Genomic DNA, 13,970 nt, shown 5'->3' with positions numbered 1-13,970 from the left:
CCGTCCTGGACGAGGGCTCGCGTACCGTTCCCCGCATGGAGATCTGGATCAACCCCGCCTGCTCGAAGTGCCGCAGCGCGATCGGCCTGCTCGACGCCGAGGGGGCCGACTACACCGTCCGCCGCTACCTGGAGGACGTACCGACCGAGGACGAGATCAGGGCCGTACTGGAGCGGCTCGGGCTCGAACCGTGGGACATCACCCGCTCCCAGGAGGCGGTCGCCAAGGAGTTGGGGCTGAAGGAGTGGGCACGGGACGTGGGCGCGCGCGAGCGGTGGATCACGGCCCTCGCCGAGCACCCCAGGCTCATCCAGCGACCGATCATCACCGCCGACGACGGCACGGCGGTGGTCGCCCGCACCGACGAGGCGGTACAGGAAGCGCTGGCCAGGAGCAAGAGCTGAACAGCCCTCAACTCCACTGTGACGCAGGTTACTTCAGTGACTCCGGTAACCGCTGAGTAACGGCGTTCGGTATCTCGTACCTACCGACGTACGCTCCCCCACCCCCTTTGAGGAGGCGCGCATGTCGCGTAGGAGAACTCTCGGCGCCAAGAAGACGATCGCACTGCTGGTCGGCGCCGCAGCCGTGGCCGGCGGCGGGGCCTTCGTCCTGGCGTCCACCTCGAACGCCGCACAGCCCTCGCAGGGCGCGAAGACGCTGTCGTCGGCCGCCGACTCGACCGTCTGCTCGGGGCTGGCCACGGCCCTCGGCAACAACCAGAAGTTCATCGCGGACCAGAAGGCGAACCCGGACGCACAGTCGTCGGCCCGGATCGCCAACCGCGAGGCGGTCATCGCGCAGATCAAGGTCCAGCAGAAGGCGTCCGGTTGCGTCGTTGGGGAGTCGGCTCAGGGCTCCCAGGCGGCGAGCGGGACGCAGACGGGCCAGACCGGGCAGACCGGGCAGACCGCCACGGCGGCGCCGTCGCAGAGCGCGGCCACCGGCAACACCGGCAACACCGGCGGTGCCGCCTCCGGCCAGCAGGTCTGCAAGGGCTCCACGGTCACCCTGTCCGGCGAGGCCGGCGCACCGGCCGCCTCCAGCAACCAGTTCCCGGCGGGGACCACGCTGAAGGTCACCAACCTGGACAACAACAAGTCCACCACGGTGAAGGTCACGTCGGTCTCCGGCAGCTGCGTGCTGCTCAACAACGCGGCCTTCGAACAGGTCCGGGAGCCCGGCAAGTTCCTGATCCGCCGCGCGCTGATCGAGAAGGTCGGCTGACCGGAGACACGAACCGGGGCTCGGCCGCCGGCTTTTACGGAGGGAAGGCCGGCGGCCGCCGCGAAGGGGCGGGCACGGTGCCCGAATTGGGCTCCGTACCCCGCCCGCCCCGCTCCCACAACGTGAGTCGCACCACAGAACCACCAGGTAACACCGGGTTCACATTCGAGCAATGATCGGGAAATCGCCTGTTGACAGGCTGCCGGGCAACACCGAGGCGCCCCAGTGCCGTAGCGCCACTGCACCCGCAAGTGCGCCCGACCCACCCCGAAGGATGTGGCCCGTGACCTTCAAGGCTGAGTACATCTGGATCGACGGCACCGAGCCGACGGCCAAGCTGCGTTCGAAGACGAAGATCATCGCGGGCGCCCCCGCCGGTCTCGACGCGCTGCCGATCTGGGGCTTCGACGGGTCCTCCACGAACCAGGCCGAGGGGCACTCCTCGGACCGTGTGCTGAAGCCGGTCTTCACCTGTCCGGACCCGATCCGCGGCGGCGACGACGTCCTCGTCCTGTGCGAGGTCCTGGACATCGACTTCACCCCGCACTCCTCCAACACGCGCGCCGCACTGGTCGAGGTCGCCGAGAAGTTCGCCGCGCAGGAGCCGATCTTCGGCATCGAGCAGGAGTACACCTTCTTCGACGGCTCCCGTCCGCTGGGCTTCCCCGAGGGCGGCTTCCCGGCCCCCCAGGGCGGCTACTACTGCGGTGTCGGCGCCGACGAGATCTTCGGCCGCGAGATCGTCGAGGCACACCTCGACAACTGCCTCAAGGCGGGCCTGGCCATCTCCGGCATCAACGCCGAGGTCATGCCCGGCCAGTGGGAGTTCCAGGTCGGCCCGGTCTCCCCGCTGGAGGTCTCCGACCACCTGTGGGTCGCCCGCTGGCTGCTCTACCGCACCGCCGAGGACTTCGGCGTCTCCGCCACCCTCGACCCGAAGCCGGTCAAGGGCGACTGGAACGGCGCCGGCGCGCACACCAACTTCTCCACCAAGGCGATGCGCGAGGGCTACGACGCGATCATCACCGCGTGCGAGTCGCTCGGCGAGGGCTCCAAGCCGCTCGACCACGTCAAGAACTACGGCGCGGGCATCGACGACCGTCTGACCGGCCTGCACGAGACCGCCCCGTGGAACGAGTACTCCTACGGCGTCTCCAACCGCGGTGCCTCGGTCCGTATCCCGTGGCAGGTCGAGAAGGACGGCAAGGGCTACATCGAGGACCGCCGCCCCAACGCCAACGTCGACCCGTACGTCGTGACCCGGCTGATCGTCGACACCTGCTGCACCGCCCTGGACAAGGCCGGCCAGGTCTGATCCGCGGACGACTCTCCCGAAGGGGCGCCCACCGTGACGGTGGGCGCCCCTTCGGCGTGCCGTCGTCGTGCCGTCGTCATGGCGTCGCGTCAAAGAAGCGTCCAAGCAGTGAGAGGAGGGTCCTGTTTCCCGGCCGTGTCTGCTTCAATAGGCCCATGGCCAGCTTCCAGAAGTGCAGCGCGACGGGTCGCCAGGACCTTGAGCCGTTCTGGCCTTCTCGTCAGCACCACGACTTCGACCGGGTGTGTTGCCGCGCGACGAACGCGCGGGCCCTCTAAAGCCGTACACCCCGGCCTTCGGCCAGCGCGGAACGCAGTACGTCCCCGCGGCGCGCCCGACCACGAATCGCGGCCGTCGCCCTCGACCGACTGACTCCTCGCGCGAAAGAGCTGACGTCTCATGGCGACCACTCGTTCTCTCTCCCCCGCCTCCCCCCTCGGCGCCTCCTCGCCCGGCCGCCACCGGCTGCGTGCCGTCGACCGGGACGAGGTCGTGGACATGGCGGAGCTGCTGCCGCCGGGCGCCACCTGGCTGCCCGCTCCGCAGCACGCCCTGCCCACCCTGCCGGGCCAGCCGCCGATGATCGGCTACCTGGTGCTGGTCCCGGCGGACCAGCAGCCGCCCTTCCTGCCGGTCGCCGTACCGGACCCGCAGGAGCCGGCCGCGGAACCCGCCGCCGGGACCCGGCCGCTCGTCACCGTGGACACCGTGGAGCGCACCGCCCAGGTCGACGGACGTGACCTCGACCTCACCTACCTGGAGTTCGAGCTGCTCGCCCACCTGGTGGCGTATCCGAACCGGGTGCACACCCGCGACCAGCTGGTCACCACGGTCTGGGGCTACGGCCATGTCGGCGACGGCCGCACGGTCGACGTCCATGTCGCCCGACTGCGCCGCAAGCTCGGCGCCGAGCACCGCCGGGCGATCCAGACGGTCCGCCGGGTGGGATACAAGTACACCCCGCCGACGGGCCGCTGACGGACGGCAGCCGGGCGCCTGACGGCCGCTCCGCCCTCGGCTGAACCCTCTTACATCCGGCGTTCCCCGGGGGCACGATCAACGGCATGAGGCTTCTGGTGCTGGGCGGTACGGAGTTCGTGGGGCGGGCGGTCGTCGAGGCCGCGCTCGGGCGCGGCTGGGAGGTGACCGTCTTCCACCGGGGCAGCCGCCGGCCCCCGGCCGGAGTGCGGTCGCTGCACGGCGACCGCACCGCACCCGACGGCCTCGCCGCGCTCGCTGACGGCACCGAGTGGGACGCGGTCGTGGACACCTGGTCGGCCGCGCCCCGGGCGGTGCGGGCGACCGCGCGGCTGCTGCGGGGCCGGGCCGGACGGTATACGTACGTGTCGAGCTGCTCGGTGTACGACTGGCCGCGCCCGGCCGGGTACGCCGAGGACGCGGCCCTGGTGACGGGGGCCGCGGCCGACGCGGCGGCGACCGAGTACCCGCAGGACAAACTGGGCGGTGAGCTGGCCGCCGTGGAGTCCTTCGGCGCGGACGACTCGGTGCTGGTGCGGGCCGGGCTGATCCTCGGACCGTACGAGAACGTCGGCCGGCTGCCCTGGTGGCTGAGCCGGATCGCCCGGGGCGGGCCGGTGCTGGCGCCCGGACCGCGCGATCTGCCCGTGCAGTTCGTGGACGCCCGCGACCTCGCCGAGTGGGCCCTCGGAGCGGTGGAACAGGGCCTGTCCGGGCCGTACAACCTGGTGAGCCCGCCGGGGCACGCCACGATGGGCGAACTGCTCGAGGCGTGCCGCCGGAGCACCGGCTCGGACGCGGAGCTGCGGTGGACCGATGCGGAGACGGTCCTGGCGGCCGGGATCGAGCCGTGGACGCAGCTGCCGGTGTGGGTGCCGGCGGGTAGCGAGCTGCACGACGGTGTGCACGGGCTGGACGTGTCGCGGGCGGTGGCGACGGGGCTGCGGTGCCGGCCGGTGGGAGAGACGGTGGCCGACACGTGGGGGTGGCTGCGGGGCCTTGACGGTGCCGCGCCGGTGCGGGCGGGGATCGGGCTCGACCCCGCTGTCGAGGCGCGGGTGCTCGGCGCTTCGTTGGAGGGACCGTGATCAGTCTGCGGGCCGGCGGGGGCTGGTCGCGCAGTTCCCCGCGCCCCTGAAGGGGCGTCAACCGGCAGCGTCCTCAAGGGGCGCGGGGAACTGCGCGACCAGCCACGACGGCGCCGCGGTCGGCAGACGGCAGGTCGCGGGGTGTATCCAGCACCACCCCCTGACATGGGGCTTCGGGCCAGTGACCCCCGCTCGTGCGGTCGGAGAGACTGACGGCATGACGACGAACACAGACAGCAGGGGCTTTCGGGCCAGGGCCCGGGAGACCTTGCTCGCCGCCGTGCGCGGGCTGGTGCTGGCGTTGGTGATCCTGCCGGTCTCGGTGCTCTGCTTCGCGCTGGCCGCGGTGTCGGTCGCGCTGATCCCGATCGGGATCGGGATCGTCACGACGCCGTGGATCCTGGGCGGGATCCGGGACGTGGCGGACGTGCGGCGGCGGCTCGCGTACGAGTGGTGCGGGGTGCGGATCCGGTCGGCGTACCGGACGCTCCCGGCGGACGCCAACCCGTGGGCCAGGACCTTCGGGATGCTGCGGGACCCGCAGGTCGGGCGGGACGTGCTGTGGCTGTTCGTCGACATGACGGCCGGGTTCCTGACCGCGCTGCTGCCGGCGGTGCTGCTGTTCTATCCGTTCGAGGGGTTCGCGGTGGCGGCCGGGCTGTGGCGGGTGGTCGCGGACGGTGAGACCTACTGGTACGGCTTCGTGCCGGTCGACGGACAGGCCACCGCCCTCGCCGCCGCCGCGCTCGGCGCCGTCGTCCTCGTCGGCGCCTTCCGCTACACCCCCGCCCTGCTGACCGCCCACTTCCGCCTCACCCGCGCGGTCCTCGACCCCGGGAAGGGCGAACTCGTCGAGCGGGTGCGGGTGCTGACCGAGACCCGCAAGGACGCGGTGGACGCCTCGGCGGCCGAGCTGCGCCGGATCGAGCGGGACCTGCACGACGGGGCGCAGGCCCGGCTGGTGGCCATGGGCATGGACCTCGGCACGATCGAGATGCTCCTGGACAAGGACCCGGAGAAGGCGCGGCAGTTGCTCGCACAGACCCGGCGGGCGTCCGTGGAGGCGCTGGGCGAGCTGCGGGACCTGGTGCGGGGCATCCACCCGCCGGTACTGGCCGAGCGCGGGCTCGGGGACGCCGTACGGGCGCTGGCGCTGCGGCTGCCGGTGCCGACCGAGGTGACGGTGGAGCTGCCGGGGCGGGCGGACGCGCCGGTCGAGTCGGCCGCGTACTTCGCGGTGAGCGAGGTGCTGACCAACGCGGTCAAGCACTCCGGGGCCGACCGGATCTGGGTGGACCTGCACCACGTGCCGGACGGCGGCGGCATGCTGCGGATCTCCGTCACGGACCACGGCCGGGGCGGCGCGGTGGTCGGGGCCGGGTCGGGGCTGGCCGGGGTGGAGCGGCGGCTGGGTACATTCGACGGCGTCCTGGCCGTCAGCAGCCCCGCCGGCGGTCCCACCATGGTCACGATGGAGATTCCGTGCGCGTTGTCCTAGCCGAGGACCTGTTCCTGCTCCGCGACGGGCTGGTCCGGCTGCTGGAGGCCTACGGCTTCGAGATCGCCGCCGCCGTCGAGTCCGGTCCCGAACTCGACCGTGCGCTGGCCGAGTTGCGGCCGGACGTGGCCGTGGTCGACGTCCGGCTGCCGCCCACCCACACCGACGAGGGACTGCAGTGCGCGCTCCGGGCGCGACGGGACCGGCCGGGGCTGCCGGTGCTGGTGCTCTCCCAGCACGTGGAGCAGCTGTACGCGCGCGAGCTGCTGGCCGACGGCAGCGGCGCGGTGGGGTACCTGCTGAAGGACCGGGTGTTCGACGCGGAGCAGTTCGTGGACGCCGTACGGCGGGTCGCGGCGGGCGGCACGGCCATGGACCCGCAGGTGATCCAGCAGCTGCTGTCCCGGCGGGCCGACGACCGGCCCCTGGGGGGGTTGACACCGCGGGAGCTGGAGGTCCTGGAGCTGATGGCGCAGGGCAGGTCGAACGCGGCGATCGCCGGACAGCTCGTCGTCACGGAACGGGCCATCGCGAAGCACACCTCCAACATCTTCACCAAACTGGGACTTGAGGTGTCGGACGACGACAATCGGCGCGTCCTCGCGGTGCTCGCGTACCTGGACCGCGACCGCTGATTTTCCAGAAACCGCCCTGCTCAAACGGCAGTTGTGCCCCAAGTGCGTAACAAGTTTCTGATGAATTTGTGAGACGCCTGAACACGCCTGAGACGGGCTGCGTATGAAAGGACGCCGCTTCACTCCTGTCGGGCGCCTCGATGCCGCCCCGCAAGGAAGGTCTGAGGAGTTCCATGGGACGCAACATACGCAAACGCCGTTCGCCGCTGACCGTCAAGGTCGTAGCCGCATCGGCGGCTGTCGCACTCGGCGGGGGCGGGCTGCTCTATGCGCAGATGAACGCTTCGGCTCACGAGTCGAACAACTCGGCGCAGAACTACACGAAGGCCGCCTCCGCGACGGTGGCGACCATCTCCTGCCCGGACGTCGGCCAGAAGCTGACGAACGTGCCGGCGCAGGCGAAGATGGGGGTGGCGAGGGAGCTGGCGAACCTCGACAAGCAGATCACCGAGGCCTACTCCCGGCTCGCCTCCACGCGCCAGGCGCAGGCGAACGACGCCAACTTCGTGCAGAACGCGATCGTCGGCCCCCTGAAGGAGAAGCGGGCGGCCACGATCGACCGGATCAGGATCGACATCACGCGGGTCGGCGGCCAGTTCAACAGCGCGCTGTCGCAGCTCGCCGCCTGCACCACGCAGACCGCCAACCAGACCACCGCCGGACAGGGCAACAACAACGGTGGTCAGAACAACAACGGCGGCCAGAACAACAACAACGGGAACAACGGCCAGGCCAGCGCCGCCCCGAGTGCCAGCGCCAGCACCCCGGTCGACGTCGGCGCCGGCGGGCAGGCCGGCAACGGGCCGTCCGCGGCCGACTTCGTGGACATCACGAAGGTCGCGCCGAACGTCCTGGCCAAGCCGCAGAACACCGGCCAGGCCTCGACGGGTTCCTTCACCACCCGTTGCGGTACGAACCAGAACAAGAACCACAACACCGACAACGTCATCGTGGCGCCCGGCGTGACCAACGGCGCGCACCACGAGCACGACTACGTCGGCAACCAGAAGGTCAACGCGTTCTCGACGAACGACTCGCTGCTGGCCGCCCCCTCCAGCTGCCAGAACCAGAGTGACCTCTCGGCGTACTACTGGCCGGTCGTGCGTGAGCAGGACGGCTCGCAGGAGTTCGACGCGAACGCGCTCGGCGGTGGCAAGGAAGGCAACGTCGGCAAGATCATCACGCCGGTCAAGGCGCAGATCAAGTACGTCGGCAGCCCTGCCAGCAAGGTCGTCGCGATGCCCCAGTTCCTGCGCATCATCACCGGTGACGCCAAGACCACCACGAACGGTCTGGCCAACGCCAACGCGCACTGGAGCTGCACCGGCTTCGAGAACAAGGTCCAGCTGACCCAGCAGTACCCGATCTGCCCGCAGGGCAGCCAGGTGGTGCGGACGTTCGCCTTCCAGAGCTGCTGGGACGGCGTGAACATCGACAGCGCCAACCACCGTACGCACGTGGCCTTCGCGGACCCCGCGAGCGGTGTCTGCCCGAACGGCTTCAAGGCGATCCCGCAGCTGACCATGCGCCTGGTGTACAACCTGGCCCAGCCGAGCATCGTGAACGGCCAGGTCAAGAACGCCTACGCCGTGGACGGTTTCCCCGAGCAGCTGCACAAGGCGGCCACCGACCACGACGACTTCATCAGCGTCACCAAGAACAACCTGGCAGCCACGATCGCCAACTGCATCAACACCGGCAAGAAGTGCTAGTGAGCAGTAGCTAGCCGGCGGCACCGGGGCCGGTAGCACGAAGCGGGCGGTGGGATTCTCCCACCGCCCGCTCTCGTATGTGCCGATCGGCTCACGAACCTCAGCCGGTGTGCTTGCTGTGGTCGACCCCGATCTCCTCCTCGCCGCCCAGCGTGGTCTGCAGCGCCTTGACGACCTTGTCGGTGCCGACGGCGACCCACTTGCGGCCGACGAGGTAGAAACCGCCGTAGTCCTTCGCGTCGTTGATCCACTCGCGCTGGCCGCGGTCGGTGGCGAAGGTGGCGAAGACGAACTTGCCGGCGGAGACCTTGCAGATCGCCTGGCGGACCTCGTCGGAGTCGATCTGCATGTCCGGGGTGCACTTCACCTTGGCGGCCAGGCTCTCCAGGCTGCCGGTGGCCGTCACCGGGATGGTGGTCTCCGCCTTGCCGTCGCCGGATCCACAGCCCGCCAGCGCCAGTACGGCCACGGCGCCGGCCACGGCGAGCATCGGTCGGGTCGTCCTCATCTGTTCCTCCGGTCGCGTTGCCGGCCCCGGGTGCCTGCAGGGGGCCCGTCCCCTTCGATACGGCTGCGGGCCGCGAAGCACTCACATCGGCCCCCGTCGGCCCGCGTCGCCGCGGACACCGCAGTGTCACCCGGGTGGCGGTGACCAACCAACGGTTCGCTCGTTCTCCAGGACGTGCAGTCACAGGATGTAGCCCAGCGTCACGCAGCCGCCTCCGCCGGAGCCCCGCATCCGGCCGTCGATGTCGAGCAGGCCGAGGCCGCGCTCGTCGAGCACTACCCCCGCCTGGTCCGGCTCGCCTACCTGGTGCTGCCGCCGGGGCTCGCGCGCGGCCGCCGCGTCCTGACCGCGCACGCCCTGGTCCAGCGGGCGCTCCCCCGGGGCCGTCAGCAGGTCCCGGTGGTCCCGGCCCAGTCGAACGGGCGGCAGACCGACCCCGGGTACTCCCTGGTCCGCCTCGAGGTGGTGCGGACGGCGCTGGAGGCGGGCCGGCCGCTGCGGCCCACCGCCTGGCCGAAGCGCGCCCAGCTGCCGCCGCTGCTCCCCCAGGTGTGGGGCCTGAGGCTCTTCCCGCGCTCCGGCGGCGCCGACGAACTCGCCCTGGACCAGCGGCTCGCCGCCCTCTCCGCCCCGGCCCGCGCCGCCTACGCGCTGCGCGGCCTCGAACAGCTCCCCGACGGCGACGTGCGCGGGCTGCTGCGGGCCGCGGGGGTCGAGCACCCCGAGGGCGCGCTCGCCGAGGCGAACGGCGTCCCGGCCGAGTATCCGCTGCTCGACTCTCCCGAGTTCGACCCCTGTTCCCTGCAGGCCCGGCCCACCGACCTGATGCGCCGCCGCCGGCACACCAAGGCCGCGCTCGCCGCCGCTGCCGCCCTCGCGGTCTGCGGGGCGCTGGTCGGGCTGCCGGGCGGCGGCTGGGGCGCCGACGGCGCGGCCGCCCCGGTGTACGCGCAGAACCCGGCCGCGCAGGCCGCCCTGGACCCGGCCCGGCTGACGAAGGTCCCGGCCACCGCCTGGAAGACCGCCGCGCGCACCGACTTCTCCGTCTGGCCGGCCCGCGGCGCCCTCACCGGCGACACCGCGCTGCTGCGCCGCGCCCTCGCCGTCTGGGCCCGCCCCGGCGACACCGTCCGCGTCTCGGCGACCCCGGGCACCCAGACCGGCGGCCCGGCCGGACCGCCCCAGCTGCTCTACGCGGGCGTGGTCGACAGCGCCCGGGTGGTGATCTTCTACGACGGTCTGCGGATCGCCCGCTACGCCGAGCCGAAGGACGGCACCCAGGGCGCGGCCCTGGACTTCGCCCGTGCGGACGGCGCGGCCGGCGTGGAGGCGAGCGCCCTGGTGCTCGGCCGCTCCGACGGCAACGTGCGCTATCTGACCGCCCCCTGGGTGACCAGGGCGGCCGAGCGGGACCTGACGAAGCCGGACGGCGGGGTGCTGGACCTCGGGCTGACCGGAGGGGTGACCGGGCCGCTGGCCAGCCCCGCGCTGCAGCAGGGGACGTGCACGTCCTGGAACGTGCTCCAGCTGACCGACGCCCAGGGTGTGCACGTCTCGGCCGACCTGGGCGAGCTGATGCCGGCCCGGCTCACCGCCGGGCGGCCCGGCAAGGCCGGCGAGGTCTCGGGGGCGACGGCGCTGCGCGACTGGGCGCCGTTCGCCTGCTCGCTGGCGGCGGAGCGGTCGGCCGGGGTGCGCAGTGTCAACGCGTGGGCGTTCGCCGAGCAGGAACTGCCGGACGCCGCCGGCAGCGGGTCGTGGGTGTGCACGCGCACCGAGACCTGGCGGGGCGACGGGACGGTGTCGCTGGCCCAGTTCCGGACACCGGGCAGCCGGTACGGGGCGGTCGCGGCCAGGGGCGCCGACGTGACGGCCTGTGGTCCGCGCGATCCGCACGTGCTGGCCGGGGTGTTGTGGAAGTCCGGCGGCGGCGAGTGGTACCTGCTGGCCGCGGGCAGCCGCGACACCGCGTCGGTCCGGGCGACCGGCGGGGTCACGGCGTCGGCACAGGGGACCCAACTGGTGGCCGAGACGAAGCAGGGGGCGCAGGCCGAGCTGTCGGGGACGCTGGAGGACGGGAGCGCGATCAGCGGACTGCGGTGAGCGAGCACCGCCGGAGAGCCTTGCTGACGTTCGCGTAAACAAGGTGGGTCAGGGGTCTTCTCAGGCCATCTACCCGTCAGTACATTGACGCCATGTCCAACAAGCAGCCGCAGCCGGTGCAGTCCGAGCACATCGCGCTCAAGGCCCGCAACGTGTCCTTCGCCTGGAAGGACACCCCCCTGCACTGGGTGCCCGGCGATCCCTTCGCGACGCACACCATCAACGTGCTGCACCTGCTGCTGCCCGCCGGCGAGCGCTGGTTCGTGCACGTCTACAAGCAGGTGCTGCCGCTCATCCGCGACGAACGGCTGCGCGCGGACGTCGTCGGGTTCATCGGGCAGGAGGCCATGCACTCCCAGGCCCACGACGAGGTGCTGCCGCACCTCAGGGAGCAGGGGCTCGACCCGACGCCGTACACCGCGCAGGTCGACTGGTTCTTCGAGAAGCTGCTCGGCGACCGGACCCTGCCGCCCGGGAAGGCCAGGCGCTGGTGGCTGCTCGAACGGGTCGCGCTGATCGCGGCCATCGAGCACTACACCGCCTTCCTCGGCGACTGGGTGCTCAACGCCGGGGAACTGGACCGGCGCGGCGCCGACCCGATGATGCTGGACCTGTTGCGCTGGCACGGCGCCGAGGAGGTGGAACACCGCTCGGTCGCCTTCGACCTCTTCACGCACCTCGACGGCGGCTACCGGCGCCGGGCACGGACCTGGGCGACGGCGTTCACGGCGATCGTGTTCCTGTGGCAGCGCGGCGCCCGCTTCTTCATGGCGAACGATCCGACGCTCGACGAGGGCCGGGCCCGGTTCCGGGACTTCTACCTGGCCGGCCGGCGCGGCACGCTGCCCGCCACCGCAGACATGCTGAAGTCGATCCCGCGCTACCTCAGCCGCACCTACCACCCCTCCCAGGAGGGCTCCACCGAGCAGGCCGTCGCCTACCTGGCCTCCTCCCCCGCCGCGCTCGCCGCCGAGCGGGAGGGCAGGTGATGACGCCGAGGCTGCGGACCGTCGTCGCCGTCGCGGGCACCGCGCTGCTCGTCAGGCGGGCCCTGCGCCGCCGCATCGAGGCCTCTCCGCTGTGGCCGATGCCGGCCCTGGACCCGCCGACCTCCGGGCGGCCGCGCTCCCGGGCGCTGCGGCTCCTGGTCGCCTCGCACCGGACGGTCGCCGACGGGGTCGTCCAACTGCGCCTGGAGGGCGACCGGTTGCCCCCGTGGCAGCCCGGCGCCCATCTCGACGTGGTGCTGCCGTCCGGGCTGGTGCGGCAGTACTCGCTCTGCGGGGACCCGGCCGACACCTCCTCGTACACGATCGCCGCCCGGCTGGTCGCGGACGGGCGGGGCGGCTCCCGGGAGGTCCACGAGCAGGTCGTGGCGGGCATGGAGCTGGAGGTGCGCGGACCGCGCAACCGTTTCCCGCTCGTCGAGGCCGCCTCGTACGTGTTCGTGGCCGGGGGCATCGGCATCACGCCGATCCTGTCGATGGTGCGGGCGGTCCCGGAGGGGGTGGCGTGGCGGCTGCTGTACTGCGGGCGGACCCGCGGGTCCATGCCGTTCCTGGACGAGCTGGCCGGGGACGAGCGGGTCACCGTCGTCACGGAGGACGAGGACGGCCGCCCGGACCTCGACGCGCTGGCCGTCCCGGAGGGCGCGGCGGTCTACTGCTGCGGTCCGGAGGGGCTGATGTCGGCGATGCAGGAGCGGTTCCCGGCGGTCCGCCTCGAACGTTTCGCGCCGCGCACCGAGACCGGCGGCAACCACGCCTTCGAACTCGAACTCCGGCGCAGCGGGCGGACGCTGACGGTGCCGGCCGACTCGTCCGTGCTGGCCGCGGTGCGTGCGGAGCTGCCGGACACGCCGTACTCCTGCGCGCAGGGGTTCTGCGGGACCTGCCAGCAGCGGGTGCTGGAAGGGGAGGTGGAGCACCGGGACGAGCTCCTCACGGACACGGAGCGTGCCGACTCGATGCTCATCTGTGTATCGCGGGCCCGAAGTGGGAGACTTGTGCTGGATCTGTGAACACCCGTGAAGGGTCAGGTCCGTGGGAGGCCGGATCCGATCGGTAAGGTGTTCGCATGACAACCGGGGTACGCCGCAGGATGGGAGTCGAGGAGCGGAGGCAGCAGTTGATCGGCGTCGCCCTCGAACTGTTCAGCCGTCGCTCGCCCGACGAGGTCTCCATCGACGAGATAGCCTCGGCCGCGGGCATCTCGCGGCCGCTGGTCTACCACTACTTCCCCGGCAAACTGAGCCTGTACGAGGCCGCGCTGAAGCGGGCCTCGGAGGATCTCGCGGGCCGCTTCCACGAGCCGCACGAGGGGCCGCTCGGGGCCAGGCTGCTGCGCGTGATGCGCCGCTTCTTCGACTTCGTCGACGAACACGGGCCCGGCTTCGCCGCGTTGATGCGCGGCGGCCCCGCGGTCGGCTCCTCGGCGACCAACGCCCTCATCGACTCCGTACGGCAGGCCGCCTACGAGCAGATCCTCTCCCACCTCGACATCACCGAGGCACCAGCCCGCCTGGAACTGGTCATCCGCTCCTGGATCTCGCTCGCCGAGTCGACGGCCCTGATCTGGCTCGACGGGCGGCGCATCCCGCGCGCCGAACTGGAGGTCCAGCTCGTCCACGACTTCGCTGCGCTGACGGCGGTGAGTGCGGCGTACGACGAGGAGATGACGGCGCTGGTGAAGCGGATGGTCCAGGGAGAGCCGACCGACGGCCCCTTCGCCGACCTGGCCGCCCGCCTGATCGCCCTGGCGGGCTAGGCCTGCCCGTTCTTCGGCTGCGGCACGGTGGGGGCCGTTCGCGCAGTTCCCCGCGCCCCTGCTTTTCAGGGGCGCGGGGAACTGCGCGCCCCCCCGGCCCCCCCCCCGCCCCCCCCCGCCCCCACCCCGCCGCCGCCCCC

The 13,970-nt window shown here is 72.0% G+C and carries 13 protein-coding genes; 12 read left to right on the top strand and 1 reads right to left on the bottom strand.

The window, feature by feature from the left end; translation table 11 throughout:
• Window positions 1-35: 35 nt before the first annotated feature.
• The 8 genes from ACFY0K_RS08005 (at window position 36) to ACFY0K_RS07970 (ending at window position 8,453) form a co-directional block, all read left to right on the top strand.
• Window positions 36-404, top strand: a complete 369-nt coding sequence (locus ACFY0K_RS08005) for an arsenate reductase family protein (protein WP_388597059.1) — start codon at window positions 36-38, stop codon at window positions 402-404.
• Between the two features lie 121 nt (window positions 405-525).
• Entirely contained in the window at window positions 526-1,227 is a 702-nt protein-coding gene (locus ACFY0K_RS08000) for a hypothetical protein (protein WP_351954585.1), read from the top strand.
• 283 nt (window positions 1,228-1,510) lie between these two features.
• Window positions 1,511-2,542, top strand: coding sequence for a glutamine synthetase (glnII, locus tag ACFY0K_RS07995; protein WP_293991202.1), 1,032 nt, complete (start codon window positions 1,511-1,513; stop codon window positions 2,540-2,542).
• A gap of 399 nt (window positions 2,543-2,941) precedes the next feature.
• Window positions 2,942-3,520 carry a winged helix-turn-helix domain-containing protein gene (locus ACFY0K_RS07990; protein ID WP_390639121.1) on the top strand — a complete coding sequence of 193 codons (579 nt, stop codon included), beginning with the start codon at window positions 2,942-2,944 and terminating at the stop codon, window positions 3,518-3,520.
• A gap of 86 nt (window positions 3,521-3,606) precedes the next feature.
• Window positions 3,607-4,608, top strand: a complete 1,002-nt coding sequence (locus ACFY0K_RS07985; protein ID WP_390639120.1) for an NAD-dependent epimerase/dehydratase family protein — start codon at window positions 3,607-3,609, stop codon at window positions 4,606-4,608.
• Between the two features lie 217 nt (window positions 4,609-4,825).
• The gene (locus ACFY0K_RS07980) at window positions 4,826-6,106 is read left to right on the top strand and encodes a sensor histidine kinase (protein WP_390639119.1); all 1,281 of its coding nucleotides are present in this window, start codon (window positions 4,826-4,828) and stop codon (window positions 6,104-6,106) included.
• Window positions 6,091-6,741, top strand: coding sequence for a response regulator transcription factor (locus tag ACFY0K_RS07975; RefSeq protein ID WP_351954589.1), 651 nt, complete (start codon window positions 6,091-6,093; stop codon window positions 6,739-6,741). The genes ACFY0K_RS07980 and ACFY0K_RS07975 overlap by 16 nt, the downstream gene beginning before the upstream one ends.
• Before the next feature lie 173 nt (window positions 6,742-6,914).
• Window positions 6,915-8,453, top strand: coding sequence for a DUF1996 domain-containing protein (locus ACFY0K_RS07970; RefSeq protein ID WP_390639118.1), 1,539 nt, complete (start codon window positions 6,915-6,917; stop codon window positions 8,451-8,453).
• 100 nt (window positions 8,454-8,553) lie between these two features.
• Here ACFY0K_RS07970 and ACFY0K_RS07965 read toward each other — a convergent pair whose 3' ends face one another.
• Window positions 8,554-8,961 carry a hypothetical protein gene (locus ACFY0K_RS07965; RefSeq protein ID WP_390639117.1) on the bottom strand — a complete coding sequence of 136 codons (408 nt, stop codon included), beginning with the start codon at window positions 8,959-8,961 and terminating at the stop codon, window positions 8,554-8,556.
• A 174-nt stretch (window positions 8,962-9,135) separates the two neighbouring features.
• Between ACFY0K_RS07965 and ACFY0K_RS07960 the strand changes: the two genes are divergently transcribed.
• The 4 genes from ACFY0K_RS07960 to ACFY0K_RS07945 all read left to right on the top strand — a co-directional run bounded on the left by ACFY0K_RS07960 (window position 9,136) and on the right by ACFY0K_RS07945 (window position 13,830).
• Complete coding sequence (locus ACFY0K_RS07960; protein WP_390639116.1) at window positions 9,136-11,064, top strand: hypothetical protein; 1,929 nt, start codon at window positions 9,136-9,138, stop codon at window positions 11,062-11,064.
• A gap of 92 nt (window positions 11,065-11,156) precedes the next feature.
• The gene (locus ACFY0K_RS07955; RefSeq protein WP_390639115.1) at window positions 11,157-12,053 is read left to right on the top strand and encodes a metal-dependent hydrolase; all 897 of its coding nucleotides are present in this window, start codon (window positions 11,157-11,159) and stop codon (window positions 12,051-12,053) included.
• Window positions 12,053-13,084 carry a PDR/VanB family oxidoreductase gene (locus ACFY0K_RS07950; protein ID WP_390639114.1) on the top strand — a complete coding sequence of 344 codons (1,032 nt, stop codon included), beginning with the start codon at window positions 12,053-12,055 and terminating at the stop codon, window positions 13,082-13,084. The genes ACFY0K_RS07955 and ACFY0K_RS07950 overlap by 1 nt, the downstream gene beginning before the upstream one ends.
• A 56-nt stretch (window positions 13,085-13,140) precedes the next feature.
• The gene (locus tag ACFY0K_RS07945) at window positions 13,141-13,830 is read left to right on the top strand and encodes a TetR/AcrR family transcriptional regulator (RefSeq protein ID WP_351954595.1); all 690 of its coding nucleotides are present in this window, start codon (window positions 13,141-13,143) and stop codon (window positions 13,828-13,830) included.
• The last annotated feature ends 140 nt before the right edge of the window (window positions 13,831-13,970 follow it).

Source organism: Streptomyces sp. NPDC001507, assembly GCF_042894765.1.
In the GTDB taxonomy this organism is placed as follows: Bacteria; Actinomycetota; Actinomycetes; order Streptomycetales; family Streptomycetaceae; genus Streptomyces.
This window is presented reverse-complemented; position numbering and strand designations above follow the sequence as displayed.

Excerpts from the sequence above, each read along its gene's own strand:
- ACFY0K_RS08005 (WP_388597059.1), top strand. The coding sequence starts at position 36 with ATGGAGATCTGGATCAACCCCGCCTGCTCGAAGTGCCGCAGCGCGATC.
- ACFY0K_RS08000 (WP_351954585.1), top strand. The coding sequence starts at position 526 with ATGTCGCGTAGGAGAACTCTCGGCGCCAAGAAGACGATCGCACTGCTG.
- ACFY0K_RS07990 (WP_390639121.1), top strand. The coding sequence starts at position 2,942 with ATGGCGACCACTCGTTCTCTCTCCCCCGCCTCCCCCCTCGGCGCCTCC.
- ACFY0K_RS07985 (WP_390639120.1), top strand. The coding sequence starts at position 3,607 with ATGAGGCTTCTGGTGCTGGGCGGTACGGAGTTCGTGGGGCGGGCGGTC.
- ACFY0K_RS07980 (WP_390639119.1), top strand. The coding sequence starts at position 4,826 with ATGACGACGAACACAGACAGCAGGGGCTTTCGGGCCAGGGCCCGGGAG.
- ACFY0K_RS07970 (WP_390639118.1), top strand. The coding sequence starts at position 6,915 with ATGGGACGCAACATACGCAAACGCCGTTCGCCGCTGACCGTCAAGGTC.
- ACFY0K_RS07965 (WP_390639117.1), bottom strand. The coding sequence starts at position 8,961 with ATGAGGACGACCCGACCGATGCTCGCCGTGGCCGGCGCCGTGGCCGTA.
- ACFY0K_RS07955 (WP_390639115.1), top strand. The coding sequence starts at position 11,157 with ATGTCCAACAAGCAGCCGCAGCCGGTGCAGTCCGAGCACATCGCGCTC.
- ACFY0K_RS07950 (WP_390639114.1), top strand. The coding sequence starts at position 12,053 with ATGACGCCGAGGCTGCGGACCGTCGTCGCCGTCGCGGGCACCGCGCTG.
- ACFY0K_RS07945 (WP_351954595.1), top strand. The coding sequence starts at position 13,141 with ATGACAACCGGGGTACGCCGCAGGATGGGAGTCGAGGAGCGGAGGCAG.